17 protein-coding genes are annotated in these 24,817 nt (G+C 44.5%); 9 read left to right on the top strand and 8 right to left on the bottom strand.

The features are described 5' to 3' along the window. Positions 1 to 67 precede the first annotated feature (67 nt). Complete coding sequence (locus AC1DV1_RS22520; protein ID WP_477363780.1) at positions 68 to 3,364, bottom strand: glycosyl hydrolase; 3,297 nt, start codon at positions 3,362 to 3,364, stop codon at positions 68 to 70. A 283-nt stretch (positions 3,365 to 3,647) separates the two neighbouring features. On the opposite strand from AC1DV1_RS22520, the gene AC1DV1_RS22515 reads away from it, so the two are divergent. From AC1DV1_RS22515 to AC1DV1_RS22505, 3 genes are all read left to right on the top strand, one after another. Beyond that, positions 3,648 to 4,955 (top strand): cytochrome ubiquinol oxidase subunit I, encoded by a 1,308-nt coding sequence (locus tag AC1DV1_RS22515; RefSeq protein ID WP_477363777.1) that lies wholly within the window; start codon positions 3,648 to 3,650, stop codon positions 4,953 to 4,955. Between the two features lie 12 nt (positions 4,956 to 4,967). Further along, positions 4,968 to 5,978, top strand: a complete 1,011-nt coding sequence (locus AC1DV1_RS22510) for a cytochrome d ubiquinol oxidase subunit II (protein ID WP_477363774.1) — start codon at positions 4,968 to 4,970, stop codon at positions 5,976 to 5,978. A 176-nt stretch (positions 5,979 to 6,154) separates the two neighbouring features. Further along, a complete protein-coding gene (locus AC1DV1_RS22505) occupies positions 6,155 to 7,183 on the top strand; it encodes a GntR family transcriptional regulator (protein WP_477363771.1) in 1,029 nt (342 codons plus the stop codon). Between the two features lie 139 nt (positions 7,184 to 7,322). Here AC1DV1_RS22505 and AC1DV1_RS22500 read toward each other — a convergent pair whose 3' ends face one another. The 3 genes from AC1DV1_RS22500 to AC1DV1_RS22490 form a co-directional block, all read right to left on the bottom strand. After that, positions 7,323 to 8,675 carry a 3-keto-disaccharide hydrolase gene (locus AC1DV1_RS22500; protein WP_477363767.1) on the bottom strand — a complete coding sequence of 451 codons (1,353 nt, stop codon included), beginning with the start codon at positions 8,673 to 8,675 and terminating at the stop codon, positions 7,323 to 7,325. 148 nt (positions 8,676 to 8,823) lie between these two features. Beyond that, on the bottom strand, positions 8,824 to 10,155 hold the full coding sequence (locus tag AC1DV1_RS22495; RefSeq protein WP_477363764.1) for a Gfo/Idh/MocA family protein: 1,332 nt from the start codon (positions 10,153 to 10,155) through the stop codon (positions 8,824 to 8,826). A gap of 406 nt (positions 10,156 to 10,561) precedes the next feature. Then, entirely contained in the window at positions 10,562 to 11,593 is a 1,032-nt protein-coding gene (locus AC1DV1_RS22490) for an aldo/keto reductase (protein ID WP_477363761.1), read from the bottom strand. A gap of 258 nt (positions 11,594 to 11,851) precedes the next feature. Here AC1DV1_RS22490 and AC1DV1_RS22485 point away from each other — a divergent pair, with 258 nt between their 5' ends. The 3 genes from AC1DV1_RS22485 (at position 11,852) to AC1DV1_RS22475 (ending at position 14,326) form a co-directional block, all read left to right on the top strand. After that, positions 11,852 to 12,076 (top strand): CDGSH iron-sulfur domain-containing protein, encoded by a 225-nt coding sequence (locus AC1DV1_RS22485; protein ID WP_091375341.1) that lies wholly within the window; start codon positions 11,852 to 11,854, stop codon positions 12,074 to 12,076. A 125-nt stretch (positions 12,077 to 12,201) separates the two neighbouring features. Beyond that, positions 12,202 to 13,455: a serine hydrolase gene (locus AC1DV1_RS22480; RefSeq protein WP_477363758.1), complete on the top strand. Its 1,254-nt coding sequence runs from the start codon at positions 12,202 to 12,204 to the stop codon at positions 13,453 to 13,455. 127 nt (positions 13,456 to 13,582) lie between these two features. After that, a complete protein-coding gene (locus AC1DV1_RS22475) occupies positions 13,583 to 14,326 on the top strand; it encodes an SRPBCC family protein (protein WP_477363755.1) in 744 nt (247 codons plus the stop codon). An 87-nt stretch (positions 14,327 to 14,413) separates the two neighbouring features. Here the strand turns inward: AC1DV1_RS22475 and rplT are convergent, their stop codons facing one another. The 4 genes from rplT to thrS all read right to left on the bottom strand — a co-directional run bounded on the left by rplT (position 14,414) and on the right by thrS (position 17,658). Next, entirely contained in the window at positions 14,414 to 14,758 is a 345-nt protein-coding gene (rplT, locus tag AC1DV1_RS22470; protein WP_076369188.1) for a 50S ribosomal protein L20, read from the bottom strand. A gap of 79 nt (positions 14,759 to 14,837) precedes the next feature. Further along, on the bottom strand, positions 14,838 to 15,038 hold the full coding sequence (gene rpmI, locus AC1DV1_RS22465) for a 50S ribosomal protein L35 (protein WP_090647347.1): 201 nt from the start codon (positions 15,036 to 15,038) through the stop codon (positions 14,838 to 14,840). Positions 15,039 to 15,158: 120 nt separating this feature from the next. Continuing rightward, a complete protein-coding gene (gene infC / locus AC1DV1_RS22460; protein WP_090647343.1) occupies positions 15,159 to 15,725 on the bottom strand; it encodes a translation initiation factor IF-3 in 567 nt (188 codons plus the stop codon). Position 15,726: 1 nt separating this feature from the next. Then, the gene (thrS, locus tag AC1DV1_RS22455; RefSeq protein ID WP_477363751.1) at positions 15,727 to 17,658 is read right to left on the bottom strand and encodes a threonine--tRNA ligase; all 1,932 of its coding nucleotides are present in this window, start codon (positions 17,656 to 17,658) and stop codon (positions 15,727 to 15,729) included. Between the two features lie 340 nt (positions 17,659 to 17,998). Between thrS and AC1DV1_RS22450 the strand changes: the two genes are divergently transcribed. The 3 genes from AC1DV1_RS22450 to AC1DV1_RS22440 all read left to right on the top strand — a co-directional run. Further along, complete coding sequence (locus AC1DV1_RS22450) at positions 17,999 to 19,144, top strand: methionine aminotransferase (RefSeq protein ID WP_477363748.1); 1,146 nt, start codon at positions 17,999 to 18,001, stop codon at positions 19,142 to 19,144. A gap of 139 nt (positions 19,145 to 19,283) precedes the next feature. Further along, positions 19,284 to 20,069 carry an amidohydrolase gene (locus tag AC1DV1_RS22445; protein ID WP_477363745.1) on the top strand — a complete coding sequence of 262 codons (786 nt, stop codon included), beginning with the start codon at positions 19,284 to 19,286 and terminating at the stop codon, positions 20,067 to 20,069. 565 nt (positions 20,070 to 20,634) lie between these two features. Beyond that, on the top strand, positions 20,635 to 24,817 hold a 4,183-nt coding region (locus AC1DV1_RS22440), incomplete at its 3' end, for a cadherin-like beta sandwich domain-containing protein (protein WP_477363742.1).

The following is a 24,817-nucleotide window of genomic DNA, read 5'->3' as shown; positions in this document are numbered from 1 at the left end:
CTTTGCCCTCCCCTGCTCTATCGAAATGACATTTTCTTCAATTGAAAAGAAGTGTACACATTTAGATCTACAACCCCTTCTCCACCACCAACGTCACCGGGCCAATCAACCCGCTTTCCCTCAACGGCGAACCCTTTTCCGGCCCGCTAATCGTCCAGGTTTTTCTTTTATCTTCCGGTAACCCGGCATCATAGGCCAAACGGTTGAACCACGTACTGGTTACTTCCACTTTAAGCGAGTTTTTACCGGCAACAATTGCATTGGTTAAATCCAGCTGGTAAGGATTGCACCATACGGTACCGATAAACTTTCCGTTCAGGGTAACTTTAGCTATCATATTTACCGAGCCAAGGTTAATCAAAAAATGCGCACCGGGTTCAATTTTATCAATGGCAAACGTGGTGGTATACGCGGCCGTGCCCGAAAACGCTTTTGCCTCGGGCGATAGGTCCAGATCTTTCCAGGGTTTTAATTCATTGATCCGGGTTGATTGCGGCGCGCCCCATCCTTCCGGGAAAGATAGTTCCCATGGAGCAGTGAGGCTGGTGGTGGCAATTACTTTTGTTTGGACGGGTTTATTTGCGGCGTTTTGTTGCGGGGTATGATTAAAAACCACAAAACACGAGCCCGCCTGTGGCAAATCAAAAGTTACAGTTGTACGACCTTGTTTTTGTTCGGCAGCTACGGCCCTGGTTGTGCCGTTAAGGGGATCCCACATTTCGGCAGCACCTGTATTGCGGAAAACAAGCGTGCCCTTAAATGCTTTTCCTTTTGGCGCGCATATGAAATACCAGTCGGCACCTTCTGTCTTGCGGTGTGTCCAGATGGCTTCCCCGCCGGTAACATCCGGCGTTAATTGCATTTGCTGTAAGGCATCGGCCAGCGAAGTTCCTGATATTAAAGTACCTTTACCAAGCTTGCGTATGCCTGTTGTTCGCCCGTTGCCCCAAATGTTTGTCACGGCTGTATTAAAACGGACTTGCGATTTTTGGCCGCCGCTTAGTGTTGCCAGGTATTGTGGGGCATCGCCAATAATTGTTGCCCCGGCACGGATCAATGCCTCCAGTTTTTCTAATGTTTGTGGCAGCATATGGATGGTTGATGGCAACCATAACACCCTGTAGCTTATCCCTTCGGGCGTTACCAGCATGCCGTTTGCCACAGTAAGCCTGTTCAGCAAAACATCGGGGTTACAATAATCATATTTAAAACCCTCGGGAAAGGGCGCGTTTTGATCGGGTTTATGATCTATCTCGTCGCCCAGATACCAAAGCACATCTGACACAGGCCTGCCACGCTCCTGTAAATAACTAATACGCGCAAAATATCCGTTCAACTGTGGCATATCGTTCCACCAGGTTTGCTGCCTCAGGAACGGGGTACCTATGCCCGACCCAAATGAGGTACCGGGTTTCAGCGAATCGGCTTTGGGATTATGTGTGTAGGTATGGTATACCAGGTGTGTTACGCCTTCAACAATGTTCACGTTGGCCACTTCCTTTAAATCCTGCCAGTGCTCATCCCAGGTTAGCGCGAAGGAGGTAAATGCTTCGGCACCCAGCCGGGGTTTGCCGTAAATATGGGCAGCAGAGGCCGCCGGTTTAATGGGTTTAAAATTAAAAGAGCCTACGTAGCCATTGGTAAAAGGCTGCCAGAATTCGCACATGGGTACATCGGCAAACTTGTAATATTCTAAAATATCAGCCGGAAAAACATCCCCGGCAGCAGTTTCGTACGATACAGCCAGGTTGTTTTGTTTGGCCAGCTGCGCCATGCGTCCATAAAACTTATTGGTATACAAGTCGTTCAAGGTCGAACGCCAATCGCGCAGGAATTTGAACGTGGTTTCCTGGTCTTTCAGCACATAGCCAAACAAAGCAGGGATCCATTTGCGCAGCGGGTAGGCCTCCACACGGTTAAACTCCTGTTCCATATTTTGTGTCCAGGTTTGGGTTTCGCACTCCCAGCTGTCCATCAGCATGCCTTTTAACAGGCCATCGCCCAGCACACCATTTGCTCCGGATAGCCTGCCGATATAACCGGCAAAGTGTGCGTTGGCACCGGCCTCTGAAAGTTTATTACTCTCCCAGCCGGTGCCTTCTGCCGGGGCGGGGCCATTTTGCTTGCCGCTGTTTACATGGCCTATGCGTAAAACAGTCCATTTACCGCGTGGGGCAGCCCATTTTAAATTGCCTTGCGCATCCATCATGTTGGTGATATCGCGAATCTGGGCCGGATCGATATAGCTTTTAGGCGATTGCCCGTACTTTTTGCCGCTGCGGTCAATGCTGCGCAAGGTCCACCCGGCTTCTGACTCCCAGCTATTTTTGCGGGCAGCCGAAAAGAAACGGATGAAGCCGAGGGCCATATCGTGTTTGTTTTCGATGTAGAGCTTTATCGTTTTAGCACCTTTTACTTCCGTGCAGGCAAAAGAGAGCGGCTGCGTATCCTGCCAGTTCCCTTCGGGGATATTGGTATTTAAAATATCTATTACTTTGCCGTTGGCCATGATAGCCTGCGCCTTTATTTTTACGCCGGGCTCATAATTCCAGGCATGCCCCATGCTGTTAACACTCGGAAATTCGATAGTCCGGATGGTCACGGTATCGGCAAAGGTCACTTCAGCCCAATACGGTTCGCCTGCGGCTGCCGGTTTAAGGCGCACAGCTTCTTTTGCTTGTTTCAGGAAACAACCCTCCCATGAAATATTACTGCTGCCCTTAACAGTTTGTGCTACAAGTGGTTTTCCGGTATCATCTAATGGAGTTGGAAATGCCAGTACGGTGATATCCCTGTAATCGCGCCAGGGTTCGCTGCTGGGCTGCGGCTGGTCAAGGTGTATGTTTATTACTCCCTTCCCTCCTGCTAAATCGATTCTACTCCAGGCTAAATGTCGCATGGCGTTGGCCGGCGTTATCCATGGCCCGCCGGCCATTGCCCATCCGGGGCAATTTTGCATGGTAAAGCGCAAACCCAGTCGGCGGCATTCCTGTGCGGTATGGCGTATAGCATCCTCCCATAACGGGCTCAAACATGCAATTTGCGGACTAACACCCGGCCATGGCCCGCCGAACTGCCCGTGAAAAAGCTGGATGCCCGAAATTCCCGACCTTGCAATGGCTTCCAGATCGGCGGTGATGCCTTTTTTTGAAACATTGCCCCCTATTAAATGGAACCAGGTTTCGGGATAGTAAACTTTTGGCGGCGACATAAAGGCTGCCTTATCATACTGGCCAAAACTGCGGTTAAGCTGCTGCGCCGGCGGCAAAATGGGCGCTACCTGGGCCGTTGATGAAAAAAAACTTACCATCGTCAACAAAACAGCCAACAACGGCGTGAATAATATATTTTTGGGGCGATTCATTTTGTTTTTGCTTATAGGTTATAAAGGGTTGGCAGCATCCATTTAAATGCCTGCCAGATTTGGGTAATCTAAACTATCATTAATAATTTCCAAAACTGTCCTGTGCTGTCCTCTTTAAAATATTTTGAAAGCTACCATTTACAGATTTTTTTTACAAAATCTCACCCACAAATACAATACTCCACCTTAAAATACCTATAATTCATATTCAATATCAATTAACATTTCTGTTACATTTGTGCGATATAGCTTTTAACTTTCAACCATAATTTATATCACAACTATGGATGACTTTATAGCAGCGAGGTCGCAAATGGCCTTATCCTTAGGGTTTCACATCATCTACTCCTGTATTGGTATGGTTATGCCTGTTTTTATGGCCATATCGCATTATAAATGGATAAAAACCAAAAACCCGGTTTACAAAAACGTTACCATCGCCTGGAGTAAAGGCGTTGCTATTTTTTTTGCTACTGGTGCAGTATCGGGCACCATGTTGTCGTTTGAGTTAGGGCTGCTTTGGCCGGGTTTTATGAAACACGCCGGGCCTATTTTCGGGATGCCATTTTCTTTGGAAGGTACCGCCTTTTTTATTGAAGCGATAGCCCTGGGCTTTTTCCTGTACGGGTGGAACAAGTTGAACACCTGGTTTCATTGGGTTACGGGCATTGTGGTGGGCGTAAGCGGGATAGCATCGGGCATATTGGTAGTGGCGGCCAACTCCTGGATGAACAGCCCATCGGGTTTTGATTATGTAAACGGAAAATACCTCAATATAGATCCGTTAAAAGCCATGTTTAACGAAGCCTGGTTTTCTGAAGCATTACATATGACGATAGCGGCCTTTTCGGCAACGGGTTTCGCCGTGGCGGGCATTCACGCGCTGATGATCTACCGGAAACAGAATGTAACTTTTCATACCAAATCATTTAAAATAGCCATCGTATTTGGTGCGGCTGCAGCCATTTTACAGCCCCTAAGCGGCGATATATCTGCCAAAGGAGCAGCTAAACGGCAGCCTGCTAAACTGGCCGCAATGGAAGCTTATTTCCATACTCAGGAATATGCGCCACTGGTGATTGGCGGTATCCCGGATACGGCTGCTAAAAAAGTTAATTACGGCCTGGAAATACCCGGCCTGCTGAGTTTTTTGGTTCATGATGATTTTAAAACAGTTGTCAATGGCCTGGATAAAATTCCGGCTAAAGATCAGCCGCCTGTTGCCATTACACACTACGCCTTCCAGGTGATGGTGGGTATTGGTACTTTGATGATGTTTATCGGCATCCTATACTTTATAGCGCTGTGGAAGAAGAAAGAATGGTTAAACAAACCGTGGTTTTTAAAGCTGTTTATTATTGCCACGCCAACGGGTTTTATAGCCTTAGAGGCCGGTTGGACAGTAACCGAAGTTGGCCGCCAGCCGTGGATTATCCAGGGTGTGATGCGTACCAGCGAGGCGGTTACCAAGATGCCGGGCATCCAGTATACTTTTTACCTGTTTACATTTATTTACTTCACCCTGAGCGTATTTGTTATTTTCCTGCTGAAAAGACAAATTGAGATGGTGCCCAAATTGTACGACAAATAACCTGCTGATATTATGTTATACATCGTTATATTATTTTTATTTGCGTCCATTACCCTATACTTTTTATTGGGCGGGGCCGATTTTGGCGCCGGCATCATCGAGCTTTTTACATCCGATGATAATAAGCACCGCACCCGCAAAACCATGTACCAGGCCATTGGCCCCATCTGGGAAGCTAACCACATGTGGCTCATCATTACCGTGGTAATATTATTTGTAGGCTTCCCGGATATTTACAGYGAGATGTGTACCTATCTGCATATCCCGCTTCTTATTTTGTTATTAGGTATCATTGCGCGTGGTACTGCTTTTACCTTCCGCAACTACGATGCTATTAAAGGCGAGCGAACACAAAACCTTTATAACCACCTGTTTATCTACTCAAGTTTTGTTACGCCAATGTTCCTGGGTATTATAGCGGGCAGCGCATTATCCGGTCAGATTGATCCGGCAGCTAAAGATTTTGTTCATGCCTATATTTTCAGCTGGTTTAACTGGTTCTCGGTGGCTGTAGGTCTGTTTACTGTGGCGCTTTGCGGTTTCCTGGCAGCCATTTATATTGTGGGAGAAACGGACAGTATTGATGATATTAAACGCTACATCAAAAAGGCAAAAATATTTAACGTAGTAGCCGTTATCTGCGGCGGGCTGGTTTTCATCGCTTCCGAAATTGAGCATGTCGGCTTATCCAAATGGATCTTCGGTAATGTTATTAGTTTGGTTGCCGTAATAGCTGCCACTTTATCACTCGTACTGCTTTGGTTTATTATCTCCGAACAAAAGAACAGGCAATGGATCAGGCTATTAGCCGCTTTCGAGGTAAGTATGATCCTGATATCGGTAGGATCAACCCGTTTCCCAAGGTTTGTAATATTTAAAGGGGGTAGTTCGATGTCATTGCTGACAGACCACGCGACCGTAAATACCATAGATGATTTGGGGATTGGTTTATTGGTTGGCAGTATGTTTATATTGCCTGCGTTGGGGTATTTGTATTATAGCTTTCAGCGGAAGGACAGGTAATAGAGAAAATTATTGAATTATTGAATTATTGAATTATTGAATTATTGAATTATTGAAATTCAATAAATTCTTCAATTCGACAAATTCCGGTTCAAACATTCCACTATCCCCTACTATCTTTTTAAACAAAAAATACAACCCTGTAATATTACATTTGTGTAACCCAATTGTAAAGCGTGAAGAACTATCTTAAAATATTATCTATCGACGAGTATTCCATCACTCCTAAATACCTGCAGCTTTCAAACGCCATTATCAGGGCTATCGAAAGTGGTGATATCGTTAAAGATGATATGCTGCCATCTATCAATGATTTAAGTTTTGCTTTAGATACCTCACGCAATACCATAGAAAGAGTTTATAAAGAACTGAAAGACAAAGGGATAGTAAGTTCAGTTCCGGGTAAAGGTTTTTTTATATCGAACACCGATTTTCAGAAACCATTGAAGATCTTCCTGCTGTTCAACAAGTTAAGCGCCCATAAAAAGTTGATTTACGATGCCTTTGTAGACACTATCGGCGAATTGGCCACCATCGATTTTTACATTTACAATAACGACTTTTACTTTTTTAAAAAGATCATGGCCGAAAGCTTTAACAGCGACTACGCCAAATACATTATTATCCCCCATTTTTTAGATAATGAGACCAAGGCTCACGAGATCATCAACACGATCCCCAAGGATAAACTGATCTTGTTAGATAACCTGGTACCGGCTATAAACGGCAAGTTTGCCGCCATTTATGAAAATTTTGCGTCGGATGTTTATGAAGCACTTAAAAGCCTTACACACAAATTAACTAAGTATCATAACATTAAACTGATTTTTCCAGGGAAAACCTACCATTCTAAAGAGATACTGAAAGGTTTCCTGAACTTTTGCAGGCAATACGCGTTTGATTACGAAGTAGTTGAGTCGTCGGCAATAGAAACCATCCAGAAAGATACAGTATACATCAGCCTTACCGAAGATGACCTGGTAGAGCTGATAAAGAAGATTATCGCATCCGACCTGAAAGTAGCTAAGGATGTGGGCGTTATATCTTACAACGAGACCGCCCTTAAGGAGATCATTTTGGATGGTATCACCACCATATCAACCGATTTTAAACTCATGGGCAGCAAAACAGCAGAGTTTGCGTTGAGCAATTGCCATGAACATTTCGCGGTTCCTTTTAATGTAACGTTGAGGAATTCGTTGTAAGCCCCCTCTAAACGGCGAAGCCCTCATTAGTTCCTTCAAAAATCAAATCATATGCTAATAATCTCCCCCTTCAGGGGGAGACTTTTAAGAGAACTTTTATTCGATGCTTCCTTTTTGAAGTCTCCCCTTTAGGGGAGATTTAGAGGGGCTTCACCTTTATACTTCTGAAAAACACTTCGTTACCGTGATCCTGCAGTAATAGGTGTCCTTGAGGGGCTTCGCCAAAGTTTTTCCAGATGGTGTATTTGCTGATGGCAACCAGGTCTTTAAATGCCTTTGAGCCGCGTTCGTATTCCAGTACTTTTACACCATTAAGATAATGTTCTACATGGTTGTTGGGATAAACCACTACCCTGCCAATGTTCCAGGCGCCAATGGGATGTACAAAGCGTTCCTGTTTGTTGGCTTTAATCAGGTCATATAATGAAGCCAGCGTTCTGTCGCCATCCCGGCCAAGTTTGGCATCGGGGTGCAGCTTATCATCTAATACCTGGTATTCCAGGCCTATAGCCGATCCTGTGGTTACTTCACTCAGGGTAACAAAGTATTTAACCCCGCTATTGGCACCTGGCGTCAGTTTAAACTCAAAAGAAAGGTCAAAGGCGCTGTAATTGTCATCAGTAACTACATCGCCGCCGCCCGATTCTTCTTTACCGGCAGATGGCAGTACATGCATGGTTCCGTTGGCTACCTCCCAGCCATGGTTAGGGAAAGTTTTGAGGGTTGCACCACGCCAGCCGGCACTGGTTTTACCATCATATAATAACTTCCAACCGGCGGCTTTTTCGGCAGCGGTGATGCTGTTGGGTTGCAGGTTTACCAAATACACATTTTTAGGAAATGGCTTTGATTTTAGATTGGTAGTTTGCAGGTTAAAGTTTTTGAAATATACTTTTTTACCGGCTTGTTTTTCGTCGCTCACGGCGTGAACCTGTAAGGCAATGAAACCCTTAGTGTCGATGGTATCCACCACATCAGCGGTCGGGATTCCGTTTACCCAGGTTTTCATTTCGTTACCAATACACTCAATGCGGATGTGGTTGTACTCACCTACTTTAAAGGCATYTTTGGCGGCGGCATTCAAATCCAACGGGTATAGCCAATCGCGACGGCCTTCGTCATAAATACCGCCTGTCCATTTACGGTCAGACGGATCAATCTCAAACTGTCGCCCATAAACCAACCCCTTGCCATCGTGGCCGGCCGGGTTATAATGACTGCGTGTTTGAACRCCGGAGTTGCTCAGTTTACTTTCAATTTTGGCATCCAGCTCTAAAACAAAATCGCCGTATTCTTTTTCGGTAACCAAAAAGGTGTTGCCAGAGTTTAAAACAGTGGTGCCCACAATGGCCCCGTCTTCAACCTTGTAATCGGCGGTACCAGCAAGGCGTTTCCAGCCTTTGAGCGTTTTGCCGTCAAATATTTTTGTTTGCGCCTGGGTTAATGAGGCTGTTGCAAGTAAAAGAGCTAAAGGATAGATGTATTTTTTCATGGTATGGTATTGTTATTCAAATTATTAAACTATGTCATTGCGAGCGTAGCGCGGCAACCTCTTCGCTTACTTGGCGGAGATGCATTTCTACGGGATTGCTTCGTTCCTCGCAATGACATACTGGTGAGGAATGAGGCAATAATGGCGTTTACACCTTCACCTCCCAGCCTTTTTCATATTCCCGGCTCCAAAGTTTTTGGGCTTCGGGGTCATTCAGGATATGGCCGTTGGTTGGGTTAATGTGCAGCACGCGGTCAACCCGGTATGATATATTACCCAATTGCGGCAGCAGGGTTGATTTAAAACCAATTTCAATGGGGCAGTTCAGCGGCGCTACTCCCCTAACGCCATCGATAAAATTCTTCAGGTGAAAACCATCAAGCGCCTCGGTGGGGCTTACTTTGTTGGTGCCATCAACTTTGGTATCGTCTTTAACTTCCTTCACCAGCTTGTTATCGCCATCGTAAACCTGGTAACCGTTGCCGCTGCCGTAAAACAGGGTGCCTTTATCGCCATAAAATACCACCCCGCGGCTTAACTGCTCAATATTAAAACCGTTGCTGCTGCGGCTCTCCCATTCGGCAGCAGTATTGTTGGGGAAATTATACAGGATATTTTGGGTATCGGGCGTTTGCCAGTCGTCGTTAAAATGGAAGCGGCCGCCGGTGGATACTACTTTGTTAGGATAATCCACACCCAAACCCCAGCGGATTACATCCAGTTCGTGGGTGCCGTTGTTCAGCGCCTCGCCGGTTCCCCAGTTCCAAAACCAGTGCCAGTTATAGTGAATCAGGTTATCCTGGTAGGGTTTACGCGGGGCCGGGCCCTGCCACAGGTCGTAGTTTAAATTCGCAGGTACGGGCACTTGCTTGCCATGGCCAATGCTTAGCCTGTGGTTGGTGTACCAGCCTTTGGCATAATAGGTACGCCCAATAACGCCGTCATGCAATTCCTTCACCATGGCCTGCACATTGGAGAATGAGCGCCGTTGACTACCCATTTGCACCAGGCGATTGTATTTTTTTGCAGCCTCAACAGCCATTTCGCCTTCGTGTGGGTTATGGCTGCAGGGCTTTTCTACATAAACATGTTTGCCGGCCTGGCAAGCCATTATGGTTGCCGGGGCGTGCCAATGATCGGGCGGGGCAACAACAACGGCATCAATATCCTTTATTTCCAGCATTTTGCGGATATCGGTAATTCCTTTTGGCCGTTTGCCCGTTATTTTATAAATCTCTTCAATGGTTCTGTCTACTACTTTGGAGTCCACATCGCAGATGTACCCTATCTCTACATTAGGAATTTTAGCATAGCTCTGCGCCAGGTACAGGCCGCGGCTATTGGTGCCCATAGCGCCTAAAACTACTTTTTCGTTGGGCGAACCTTTGAAAAAGCCGGCTGCCTTTGAAAGTTGGGGCGCAAGTAAAAAACTTGTCCCGGCAACTGACGTATTCTGAATGAACTGTCTTCGGTTAAGCATAGGTAAAAGGTAAATTGGTTTATAAGCATTGCCCTTTAGGGCAGGCAGGTAAATTAGCTAAGTTTTGTAAAGCATCGAAGAAAACAGGCCGTTTTTTTTGAATACCATTGTAATTTAACTGTTACCTCAACCCGTTGTTATCTCAATTGGCTTGCCTGGAAACAAAAAAACAAGCCGGCAGGTAGCCTTGCTTGTTTTTTAAATGATAAATGTTTAGGAGCATTAAATTATTAACTATTAACTGTCTACTTTGTAAAAATAGACATCCCCTGTTGTTATCAGATTAGTATAAACACGGTATTTGAGCAGTTTACCCACGTAATTTTACGTAATTAAACCGGTAAGTTAAACAGCTAAGCGATGGGTTTTAAGCCTGTCGCTACAGATGTTTAAATAGATAATGACATTAGTATTGTATTGGCGGAGGTATGAGTTTGGGATTTTGGCGTTGGTGCCAGTATGGATATATTGGCGTTAAATCACTTGCTGCATCCAGTTTTTTTACCTGCTCGGTAGTCAAATTCCAGCCAACGGCACCCAGGTTCTGCCTTAGCTGTTCCTGGTTACGTGCGCCTATAATGATATTGGCAACGGTTGGCCTTTGCAATAACCAGTTAATGGAAACCTGTGCTACAGATTTACCTGTTTCTTCGGCCACTTCATCCAAAACATCAACAATGTTGTAAAGGCGATCGAAGTTGGTTGCCGGGCCATGAGCGCCGCCTTGTACCGTTCTTGAATCTGCCGGTATGGGCTGTCCCCTCCTGAATTTACCGCTCACTTTGCCCGATGCCAACGGACTCCAAACTATGGTACTCACATTTTGATCGATAGCTAAAGGCATCAGCTCCCATTCAAATTCACGGTCTAACAGCGAATAATAAGCCTGGTTGGCAATGTACCTGCTCCAGCCATAACGTTCAGATACCGACAGCGATTTCATTAAATGCCAGCCCGAAAAGTTCGAACAGGCAATATAACGCACCTTGCCGCTGGTTACCAGGTCATCAAGTGCGCGCAGGGTTTCTTCAACCGGGGTTGTGGCATCAAAACTATGCATGTGGTAAATATCGATATGGTCGGTTTGTAGGCGCTTAAGGCTATCCTCTGCCTGTTTTATTAAATGCAGGCGCGATGAACCATAATCATTGGTGCCATCGCCCATGGGGAGCGTAGCCTTTGTGCTGATAAGCACTTGGTTACGCAGGCCTTCCAATGCCTTTCCTAATATTTCTTCAGATATTCCGCTTGAGTATATATTCGCCGTATCAAAAAAGTTCATACCCGCATCAAGGCATAAGTTAATCAGTTCTTTGGCTTCGTCAACCTGGGTATTGCCCCAGGCTTTAAAAAATTCGTTACCACCGCCAAATGTGGCTGTTCCGAAACTTAATACGGGAACCCTCAATCCTGATGCTCCTAATTGTCTGTATTCCATAGTGTAATTTTAAGCAGAAAGTTTTAAAGCAAAAGGCCGAAAACCTTTATCGCATATAACAAAGCTAAAACATCTGTTTCTGTAGCGTGGATATCGCGCATCATCATTTTGTCATTTGTGATTTTGGCAGCAGACACTCCCATCTTAACTCTTGATTCTTTTCTCTTGGCTCTACCCTTCAATCCGGAACCCTTCTAAATAGCAAATAGCCCCTTTAAAGGCCATGGCATTGGTTAACTTTGCGCCAAAATTTAACTTATGGCAACAACTAAACTTACTATCAATAACAACGGATCTGTAAAAATCGATGGCGATTTTGAAATAGTAGATATGCAGGGCAACAACTACGGCTTACAAGGCAGAACAGTAGTTTCTATCTGCCGCTGTGGCTTATCGGCTAACAAACCATTTTGCGATGGCTCGCACAAAGGTCATTTTGAGCATGATGCAATCGCTTTTGATTTGCCTCCAAAAAAGGTATAATTCGTTTAATAACGGGCACCGCCACTAAGCCGGCGCATTAACTGTTTTTTAACACAAATGGCTCCTACGGGGCCATTTGTGTTATTATACCCGTAAACTTATTTACATAGTGTATATTTATCATAATGAAACAATATTGCATCCTGTTAATAATGATTGTAACCGGTTCAAAAACATTAGCCCAACAACCCGATACCGTCTTCCTCAAAAATCTGCTGCAATCTCGCCCGGAGTTGTTTCAAGGTATCCTCAATCATCCAACGCATAACGAAGTACAGATCCTGTATACGCAAATCAACCGGGACAAACACAATATACCACATTTTAAATCATACAGTTACCGGCTTAATCCAAAGCGATATTTTTATCCGGCAAGTACGGTAAAGCTGCCAACCTGTATTTTCKCGCTCGAAAAAATTAACGAGCTTAAAATTAAGGGCCTTACAAAAAGCGCGACAATGATAACCGACAGCGCTTTCGCTGGGCAAACTAAAGTTAAAACAGATACATCGTCGGCTAATGGTCTGCCATCAATAGAAAACTATATAAAAAAGATACTGCTGGTAAGCGATAATGATGCTTATAACCGTTTGTACGAGTTTGTGGGACGCGAAGAGATTAACAAAAAATTAAAAAAATACCGGCTTAACAATACCCGCATTATTGGCAGGCTGGCGATAAACGATACCGGCGAAGGCACCAAACACACCAACCCCATTGATTTTTACAATGGCGATAAACTGGTTTACCAAAAACCAGCCTTATTTGACGGCAACGATTACCCCATGCATCTGGATAACATGCTGCAAGGAAAAGGCTACCTGGATAAAAACGACAAGCTGGTAATGCAGCCCTTTGATTTTAGCCAGAAAAACGTTTATACCATTGCAGATCAGCAAATGGTTTTAAAACGGTTGCTTTTCCCAGAAGCCTTCGCTGCAGCGCAACGCTTCAATTTAACACAGGCAGATTATCGGCTTATCTACAAGTATATGAGCATGTTCCCCACAGAAAGTACTAAACCCACCTATAACCGGCCGCAAAATTATCCTGTAATGAGCAAGCTGTTGTTTTATGGTGCCGATAGTACCGCGGTGCCCGATGCAAACATTAGAATATTTAATAAATACGGCGACAGCTACGGCTACAATATTGACAACGCTTATATAGTTGATTTTGAAAATAAGGTGGAGTTTTTACTCACAGCCGTTGTTCAGTCAAACGAAGATGGTATTTACAATGATAACAAGTACGAGTACGCCACTGTATGCCTCCCCTTTCTGAAAAACCTTGGGCAGGTAATCTATCAACATGAATTGCACCGGCCTAAAAAAAATAAACACGAATTGCCGCGAATGGTATCGAATTACACGGATTGAAAAGTTAATTTGCGGTTCTTAATTCGTGCAATTTGCCTCAATTAGTCCAATTCGTGTTATAAAATACAATTCAACAAAACTTACCTCGCCATCCTGCGTTTAGTTTTAGTACCATTAAAACAAGCACATGGCAACTACCATAATTGAATACAAAGATAATTTCCCCATACTTTATGGCGATGACAGGGTAAACCTGAACTGGCCGGAACGTTATACATCTATCATTGGTGGTGTAAAACTCGGCTGGTCGGGCTTTAAAAACATTTTCTCGAGTCCGTTTTCAAGTGTTTTAAAAATTGGCGCGGGTGGTTACCTGTTAAATCGCGGCCTTACTGGGCATTGTGAGCTTTATAAGCGCATCGGCAAACTTTCTACCAACCCTATAAACGTTAATATCCGGTCGTCATTCACCGTAAACCAGCCAAGGCACAAGGTTTACAATTTTTGGCGCAAGCTGGATAACCTGCCGCTGTTTATGAAACACTTGGAAAGCGTGGAAATGATTGACTCCAAATATTCTTATTGGGTTTTAAAATTACCTGCTGATATGGCAACCGTAAGCTGGCATGCCGAAATTGTAAAGGATGAACCAAACGAAATGATAGGCTGGAGCTCGTTGCCCGATTCGGCCATTAATAATGCAGGCAAAGTACGTTTCCAGGACACCATCGACGGAACCGGCACTGTAGTTGATATTGTGATCAGTTACCAGCCACCTGCAGGAGGCATAGGCGCCGGTATAGCTCATGTATTGAACCCGTTATTTAAAAAAATGGTTGATAAAGATGTACAAAACTTTAAACAGTATATGGATCTTGATAACGGATTCGAAGCATCTTTTGACACACCGGAGGTTATTATCATATCTTAAAAGTTAAAAACAAGTACATTAAAAAAGCCGCCTTGCAAAATGCAAGGCGGCTTCTAAATTCAAAGGCAAAGTGGCCGGCGAATGTTATTATTTTACTGCATCAATAACGGCTTTGAAAGCATCAGGATGATTCATCGCTAGATCAGCCAATACTTTACGGTTTAAACCGATTTCTTTTGCTGCTAATTTACCTATTAATTGAGAGTAAGAAATTCCGTGCTGACGGGCACCGGCGTTGATACGCTGGATCCATAAAGCCCTGAACTCTCTTTTCTTGGTTTTACGGTCACGATAAGCGTACTGTAAACCTTTTTCTACTGTGTTTTTTGCAACGGTATAAACCTTGCTGCGTGAACCCCAATAACCTTTGGCGAGGTTCATGATCCTTTTCCGGCGTCTTCTCGACGCTACTGCGTTAACTGAACGTGGCATGTTGTTTGATTTTGGTAGTGAGTGCCTGCCTTTACAGCCGAACTTAAAACTCTAATACCTGGTTAAAAAAAATTGTGAATTACTTTCCGATGCAAAGCATGCGTTTAACATTGCCGCTATCAGCTTTAGAAACTAAGCTGGTGTGGCCAAGGTTACGCTTACGTTTAGTCGACATCTTGGTTAAGATGTGGCTTTTGAATGCATTCTTCCGAGTGATTTTACCTGTTCCAGTAAGCTTAAAGCGCTTTTTAGCACTGGAATTGGTTTTCATTTTTGGCATAACTATTATTTAATTGTTTGTTTAACTTACAAATGTGCAACCCTGCAGACCTGTAAATGTCTTTATAATAGATTATGTCGATGTGTAAATCCACAATTTACACATCAGCACATCTTTAATTTATTTTTTCGCAGCTTTAGGCGCAAGGGTTAAAAACATCCTTTTACCTTCAAGCTTTGGTAACTGCTCTACTTTACCTACATCCTCCAATGCCTGCGCAAAACGAAGTAGTAATATCTCGCCTTGCTCCTTGTAAACAATGGCGCGGCCTTTAAAGTGTACGTAAGCCCTTACCTTTTCGCCGGCTTCCAAAAACTTAATGGCATGCTTTAATTTAAATTCAAAGTCATGGTCATCAGTATTAGGCCCGAAACGGATCTCCTTTATAACAGTTTGCTTGGCATTGCTCTTTATCTCTTTAAGCTTTTTCTTCTGCTCGTAAATGAACTTGTTATAGTCCGTTACTTTACAAACCGGAGGTACGGCGTTCGGAGATATTTCAACCAGGTCAAGTTCCTGCTCCTGCGCTATAGCAAGGGCATCTCTTAATGAAAAAATACCTTGCTCTACGTTATCACCTACAAGGCGAACTTCCTGAGCCCTAATGAATTGATTGATGTTGTGTTCAGCTTCTTTCTTCTTGAAAGGAAGCCTTGGTCCTCTATTGAAAGGTTTGTTTAATGCCAAGTTATACTTTTATTTCTTTAATTATTTGTTCTTTAAAATCTTCTATGCTCATACTTCCCAAGTCGCCCAAACCATGTTTCCTTACAGAAACCATGCCCTCGGCAGCTTCTTTTTCACCCACTATCAACATATAAGGGATCTTTTTGACTTCAGCATCGCGTATCTTACGCCCTATTTTCTCATCCCTGAAATCAATCAGCCCGCAAATATCGGAATCTTTTAACACATCAGAAAGTTTTTTTGCATATTCCTCGTATTTTTCTGATATCGGCAAAATAATAAATTGCTCAGGAGATAACCAAAGCGGAAAATTACCTGCACAATGCTCAATTAACACGGCAATAAAGCGTTCCATCGAGCCAAACGGCGCCCTGTGAATCATTACCGGGCGGTGTTTTAAATTGTCGCTGCCGGTGTATTCCAGTTCAAAACGCTCGGGCAGGTTATAATCTACCTGGATGGTACCCAATTGCCATTTACGGCCCAGGGCGTCACGCACCATAAAATCGAGCTTAGGGCCATAAAATGCCGCTTCGCCATATTCTACCACGGTAATAAGTCCTTTCTCGTCTGCCGCTTCAATAATAGCCGACTCAGCCAAGGCCCAGTTCTCGTCTGTACCGATGTATTTGGCTTTATTCTCCGGATCGCGTAACGATACCTGCGCGGTATAGTTTTCGAAACCCAGTGCTTTAAACACGTATAATACCAGGTCAATTACTTTTTTAAATTCGTCTTTCACCTGGTCGGGGCGGCAAAATAAGTGCGCATCATCCTGTGTAAAGCCACGCACACGGGTTAAGCCATGCAATTCGCCGCTTTGCTCGTATCGGTATACAGTACCAAACTCGGCCAAACGAACCGGAAGGTCCTTGTACGAGCGAGGTTTTGTTTTATAAATTTCGCAGTGGTGCGGGCAGTTCATCGGTTTTAAAAAGAACTCCTCCCCTTCCTGCGGGGTTTTTATAGGCTGAAATGAATCGGCACCATATTTTTCATAGTGACCAGATGTTACATACAGGTTTTTGTGGCCGATGTGCGGTGTAATTACCTGCTCGTAACCGGCTTTAACCTGTGCTTTTTGCAAAAAGTTTTGCAGGCGTTCGCGCAGGGCTGTTCCTTTAGGCAACCATAAGGGCAAGCCCATGCCTACTTTTTCTGAGAAGGCAAACAGTTCCAGCTCTTTACCTAGTTTCCTGTGATCGCGCTTTTTGGCTTCTTCAATCATGTGCAGGTATTCGGTAAGCTCGCTGGCTTTAGGGAAAGTAACACCGTAAATACGGGTTAATTGCTTGCGTGTTTCATCGCCGCGCCAATAAGCACCGGCAAGGCTCATGATCTTCACAGCTTTTATAAAACCAGTGTTTGGGATATGCGGCCCGCGGCACAGATCGGTAAAGTTTCCTTGTGTATAAAATGTGATTTCGCCATCGGCCAGGTCTTTAATCAGGTCCAGCTTATACTCATCATTTTTCTCGGTAAAATATTCAACAGCGTCAGCTTTGCTAACCGGTTTGCGGATGTATTCCGATTTGGTTTTAGCCAGCTCGATCATTTTATCTTCGATCTGTTTAAACTCATCGCTTGATAAAACCTTATCGCCAAAGTCAACATCGTAATAAAACCCGGCGCCGTCCTTAACCGGAGGGCCAATGCCAAATTTGGTACCCGGATAAAGCGCCTCCAAAGCTTCGGCCAATAAGTGGGCTGATGAATGCCAGAAGGTTGATTTGCCTGAAGCATCGTTCCAGGTTAATAATTTAACGTGCGAATCCTTTTCGATAGGGCGGCTGGAATCCCAAACCTCGCCATCAACTTCGGCTGCTAAAACGTTACGTGCTAACCCTTCAGAGATCGACAACGCGATCTGGGCAGAAGAGATCCCCTTGTCGTACTGACGAACGGAACCATCGGGAAGTGTAATACTAATCATCTACAACTATGATTTAAAGTTTATAAAATTACGTTTGCACAATCACCTACAAAGTGATTGTATATTTTGAGGTGCAAAAATAGGATTATTTTTTGAATTGGGATTGCGGCTTGAGAGATCGTGAAGCACTTTTTATAACCTTGCTGTTCGATGTCGAGGTAAAATTAAGGGGTAAATTGCGCATCGGCATTAATAATCATTATCAAGTTAAAATACTGCTCACCTACAGTTTTATAACAGCGCTATTATATTTCTTACAACGCTAAATACTTTCAAAAAACTAAAAATACGTATTATTACGTTTACCGGTTCGTGGTTTTTTGCTTACTTTAGCCCTTAGATGATTTCTGTAGTTTCAAAATTACCCCAAACGGGCACAACCATATTTACGGTAATGTCTGCCCTGGCCAACGAGGTTGGTGCTATAAACTTGTCGCAGGGATTTCCCGATTACAATTGCTCGGCCGACCTGATCGGGCTGGTTAACAAGGCTATGAACGATGGCCATAACCAATACGCGCCTATGGCCGGTGTAATGAGCTTAAGGGAGCGCATTGCCGAAAAAACCGAGAAACTTTACGGCGCCGTTTACAACCCCGAAACTGAAATAACCATCACCGCGGGCGGTACCCAGGCTATATTTACAGCCATTAGCGCAGTTATACACCCTAATGATGAGGTTATTATTTTTGAGCCTGCTTTTGATTGCTATGCCCCTGCCATAAAGCTGATGGGCGGCGTGGTAAAATCATTACCGCTTGAACCGCCAAACTACCGCATTGCCTGGGATATGGTAAAAAGGCTCATCAATCATAAAACCAAAATGATTATCCTTAATTCGCCGCAAAACCCAACTGCAACTATCTTGCATAAGGAGGATATTGACGAATTAAGCGCCTTGGTTAAAAACCAGGATATTTTAATACTAAGCGACGAGGTTTACGAACACCTGATATATGACGGCCAAACGCACCACAGCATGGCCCGCTACCCCGACTTACAGCAGCGCAGCTTTATAGTGGCATCATTTGGCAAGCCTTTTCACGCTACCGGCTGGAAAGTTGGCTACTGTATGGCGCCGGCTTACCTGATGCAGGAATTCAGGAAAATTCACCAGTTTTTAGTATTCGCGGTTAATACGCCGATACAATATGCCATTGCCGAGCATTTAAAAAATGAAGAAACTTATACGGGTTTACCGGAGTTTTTTCAGCAAAAACGAGACTACTTTCGCCAGGGGTTGGAACAAACACGTTTTGAACTACTACCTTGCTATGGATCGTACTTTCAATCAGTACGTTACAGCAACATCACCGACGAGAAAGATGCCGATTTTGTACTACGCCTCACTAAGGAGTTTGGGGTAGCTGCGATACCGGTTTCGGCCTTTTACAGCAAGGGGATTGATCATCATGTGTTAAGGTTTTGTTTCGCCAAAAGGCAAGAAACTTTAGATAAAGCCGTTGATAGGTTATTGAAAGTTTAATTTTGAGTTAATAAACCATGGTCGATAGTCCATGGTAAAAGCACAGAACTGAATAATCTGGTTAAAGATAATTAGCTATCATCCATTAACTTTAAAAACTATAGGCCATCAATTATGGTCTATCGACTAAACACCGCTTATGGATAATCTTAAAATTACCGTTTTTCAAGGCTACCTTTTTTGGGAAAATACTGATAAAAATTTACAAAATATCACTTTACGCTTATCTGGCGGAATAAGGGAAAAAACAGACCTTATCATCCTGCCCGAAATGTTTAGCACCGGCTTTACCATGAATGCCGCTGCACTTGCCGAACCAATGGAAGGCAAAACCATGCAATGGATGCACCAAACTGCCAAACAGCACGATTGTGTAGTTACCGGCAGTATCATCATCAAAGAAAACGATCATTATTACAACCGCCTGATTTGGATGCGTACTGACGGTACTTATGAGTATTATGATAAACGCCACCTGTTTGCTTTAGGCAAAGAACACAATACGTACACTGCCGGCACCAAAAAAATTATGGTAGAGCTGAATGGTTGGAAAATATGCCCCATGATTTGCTACGATCTGCGTTTCCCGGTTTGGCTACGCAACCTTGCCGATAACCCCTACGATTTGCTAATAGTTGTGGCCAACTGGCCCGAACGCCGGGCCCCGCACTGGCGTACCTTACTGCCCGCCCGCGCCGTTGAAAACCAGGCCTATGTAATTGGTGTAAACCGGGTAGGCCATGATGGCAACGAAGTTTACCATTCAGGCGATTCAACCTGTATCGATCCAAACGGCAACGTGGTTTACTACAAGCGCGATGAGGACGATGTATACACCTTCTCCATCATCGCCGATGAGGTGCAAAAAGCCCGCCGTGCCCTGCCGTTTTTAAAAGACGCCGATAAATTTGAAATAAATCTTTAATCATTGGTCATTAGTCATTGGTCATTGGTCATTGGTCATTGGTGAGAATTGGGTTTGGGTTGTTTGGTTTTTAAAATTTGCGGCGGATTTTCAAATATAACAAACGCAACATTCAGGGCCGCTCCACAAGCTTTCAATACGTAATGATCATGACTTCAATGGCCTGGCAACGGTTTTTCCTCCCCGTTATTTTACAGCGCACTTTTTTTTCTAATTACTGCCTGATTCAAAACATTTTAAGTATTTTCGACTGAATATTAACTATTCCTAAATAAGGCATACCAAACAGTTAAAACACGATGTTATTTTACGGCTGTTTTGGGGTTATATCTTTTTTTAGGAACAGGGCATATCTGACCTTAGTCACTTTATAAAAAAAATTGAATCAAGCACCAGGAACCAAAAATCAAAAAAAGTACAGGTAAAAGTTGATCAACCCAGGCCGTAGGCTGCACTTATCGGTGTAAATGGGCATGGTTTTATTTTTTATCCCCGACTCCCGGTTTATATATAGTGGCAGAGGTATTAATTGCTATTAAAATTTCCTGCTTTTTAAACCAACATTATGAAAAAAAACCTACACCGCCTGTTCACTGTGAGTTTAATAATATTATTATCTGCCGTGTTCGCCAAAGTACAAGCACAAACTATTAACGCAGGTGCTGTTACCGGCAATATTTCTGCATGCCAGGGTACCGCTTCGGCAAGCCCGAACCTGCAACAGTTTACAGTTGCAGGCACCGGTTTAACAGGTAATATAATAGCAACTGCCCCAACAGGCTTCGAGTTATCACTTGCCTCCGGCACCGGTTATGGCGGCAATGTAACGCTTACACAGTCAGGCGGCGTGGTAAGCAGCACCGCGGTGTATGTTCGGTCGGCGGCTACTGCACCGGCAGGGGTTATATCCGGCAATGTGGTGCTGGCCTCTACAGGAGTGAGCAGGCAAAATGTGGCGGTAAGCGGTATAGTAAACGTATTAGCTACTATAAATACGGTACCGAATATAACCGTTAATGGCGGCTCACAAACTGGGGCTGTAAATTTTACCGGTACAGCAGGTGCTTATACATGGGTTAACAATACTCCGGCTATTGGCCTGGCTGCAAGTGGCACAGGCCATTTACCATCGTTTGCTGCTATAAATAACGGTAGCAGCCCGGTAACGGCTACCATTACAGCCACTCCCCTATCACGGGGGTTTGCTTATATTACAAACAGAAATAGCGGGACTGTTTCGGTAATTAACACAATTACCAAAACAGTTGTAGCTACAATTCCTGTCGGGCTGGGTATCCAGGGAGTAGCAGTAAGCCCTGATGGCAGCCTTGTTTATGTAGTTCAAACACAGTCTCCGGGTACTGTTTCCGTAATTAACACATTCAGCAATTCAGTCGTTGCCACTATCCCGGTAGGGGCCCTGCCGGTGGGGATAGCCATAAGTCCGGATGGCGCACGGGTTTATGTTGCAAATCATGATGATGGAACGATTTCTGTAATCAATACCACGACCAATACTGTGACCGGGATTATATTTGCCTCCCCTGCGGGATGTTATGGCGTAGCTGTAAGCCTCGATGGTGCACGCTTATATGTAACTAATAACCGTACAAATACGGTTTCTGTAATAAGTTTAGCCACAAACGCACGGCTAGCCAGCATCGGAGTAGATGCTGGCGCGAGTCAAATAACATTGAGTCCCGACGGCAACCGGGCATATGTGGCAAATTTTAATTACCACACCATAACTGTTATTAACACCTCAAACAATACAGTAACGGCAAGTATAAATGTCGGCGATGGTCCAAATGGAGTGTCTATAAGCCCGGACGGCACCAGGCTGTATGTAACGAATGTCTATAGTACAGTAATGTCGGTAATTAATACGTCTGACAATTCAGTCATAGCTACTATTCCGGTCGGTTTATTTGCCGAATACTCGCAGGTAGATCCTGCCAGCGGTCTTTTGTACGTAACAGCTAATGACGTGGTTTTAGTAATAAACACAGCTACTAACACAGTAATATCAACCATACCTGTAGGCCAGGCCCCTATGTCATTTGGGAATTTTTTTGGTGGTCCAGGTTGTAGCGGAGTGTCGGTCACGTTTACAATAACGGTGAACCCGGCACCGCGAACTATAATAGCCGGTACGCCAGACGGCATTATTACTGCTTGTGCCGGTTTCGCTTCAACGAGCCCCAACATCCAGCAGTTTACAGTTGCCGGTATAGGCTTATCCGGCGATATTACTGCAACTGCGCCAACCGGCTTCGAAATGTCCTTATCGGCCGCCAGCGGTTATGGCGGCAATGTAACACTTACACAAATAGCAGGTAAGGTTGATACGACTTTGATATATGTACGGTCGGCGGCTACTGCCCCGGCAGGAAATATATCCGGCAATGTAGTGCTGGCCTCTACAGGAGTGAGCAGTCAAAATGTGGCGGTAAGCGGTATCGTAAACGAAATACCGACTATTAATTCCGTATCAAATCAAACACTTAACGATGGCACTGCTACCGCTGCAATTAATTTTACCGGCACTGGTAACACTTTTAACTGGGTTAATGATACGCCCGGCATAGGCCTGGCAGCAAGCGGGACAGGTAACATCCCTTCATTTAATGCATTAAATGCGGGCAGCAGCCCGGTTACGGCTACTATTACGGCTACCCCTGTAAAAGCCGGATTTGCATATATAACTCAGGGGACGGAAAGCCCGGGCCCCTCTAATATTTCGGTGATCAATACTTTAACAAATTTGCTGGCAGCGACTGTTGTGGTAGGTCCGGGCCCTTCAAAGATCGTAGCAATGCCGGATGGCAGCAGCATCTATGTGACACATCAGGTATACAAAAATATATCCATAATAAACACTGCAACTAACACAGAAACCGCTACTATTGATTTGGGGGCGTACTACCCTCGTGCTATTGCGTTTAGCCCCGATGGCACCCGTTTATATGTTGCAGGTGCTACTTCGGCAAATGTTGGCGCAGTTTCTGTTATCAATACTGCAACAAACACTATCATATCCACCATACCCATAAGCAGCAACTCTCCTACAAGCATTACGATAAGCCCGGATGGAGGCAAAGCATGTGTAACCAACTACCTTTCAAATATTATTGCTGTTATAAACACTGCAACCAACAGCACATCTACCATCACCAACACCACCTATGTTAAACAACTTGCAATAAGTCCTGATGGTAGCCGGTTATATCTAATGGGTGATATCAATATTAGTGTCGTAAATGCGACTACCAACGAGCTTATATCTGCTACACCAATCGAAAAATTTCCAACCTCAATGGTGATAAGTCCGGATGGCGGCAAGATATATATCGTCGGTCCAAGCTTCGGCTCCGGTATGAATACGCTTTCGGTATTCAACACAGCTACCAACGCTGTAGTAGTCATCCCGCTGGGTGCTGCCCCCGAGAATCTTTCAATCAGCCCCGATGGGAAGCTTTTGTATGTTTCCTATACATTTTCAAACCTGGTCAATGTAATCAGTACAGCAACAAATACAATAACAGGCACTATCACTCTTTCGCATAGTGCGGGTCGAATAGCACTTGTCGGTGGTTCAGATTGCAGCGGCGCATCAACTACCTTTAATATTACCGTAAATAACACTTTAAATAACGCCGCTTTAAGTTCGCTCGTACTTAGCCCGGGTTCGCCCCTGATCTATACAAGCTCAACGCTGGGCGTAATGAATTATACCACCGGTGTAGATCCTTCTGTCAGCAGCGTTACCTTAACCCCAACAATTCCGTACGCAGGCGCTACGATAACCATAAACGGCATACCGGTTAGCAGCGGGTCAGCTTCAGCACCGATATTGCTGAACACCGGGCCTACGGCGATAACTACTGTAGTAACCGCAGCAGACGGCATAACCACCAAAACCTATTCGCTAATAGTAAACAGAACGGGTTCAAATAACGGCACGTTGGCCTCGTTGCTTATAAATACGGGTTCAGCGCTCATCCTCGCAAATGCAACTTCCAATAATGTGAATTATACCACAAATGTTGACCCTTCTGTCAGCAACGTGACTTTTACGCCAACGCCCCAGGATGTAAACGCCACAGTAATGGTAAATGGCGTACCTGTAAATAACGGTTCTGCTTCAGAAGTAATATGGCTGAACAGCGGTCCCACTTTAGTAACCACTGTGGTAACAGCGGCCGATGGCAGCACTACAAAAACCTACCTGGTTACCGTGAACCACACAGCATCAAACAATGCCACATTGGGGTCATTGGTCATGAACCCGGGGTCGACGCTTTTTCTTACCAATTCAAACACCACTACCGTAAATTACACAACCTCTGTTGATCCAACCGTGAGCAGTGTAACCTTTACCCCCTCGGGGCTGCGAACCGGCGCAACCGCAACGATAAATGGCGTTGCGGTAAACAGCGGTTCCACTTCTGGTGCGATAACGCTTAACAGCGGGCCTACGATTGTAACTACCGTGGTAACAGCGCCGGATGGCGTAACCACCAAAACCTACTATGTTACAGTAAACAAAGTGGGTTCAAATAATGCCCGGTTAAACGCATTGGTACTAAATCCTCATTCAGCACTGGCTTTGGTAAGCGCAACGCCAACTAATGTGGAGTATACAACAGTAGTACCTGATACGGTTGGCACAGTTACCCTAACCGCCATAACAACCGATCCCAATGCCACCTTCACCATAAATGGCACTAACGCTTCGCCGGCTACAA

This window comes from Mucilaginibacter sp. P4_D1 (assembly GCF_056401935.1).
The sequence above is the reverse complement of the archived record's forward strand: the minus strand, read 5'-3'. Positions and strand labels throughout refer to the sequence as shown.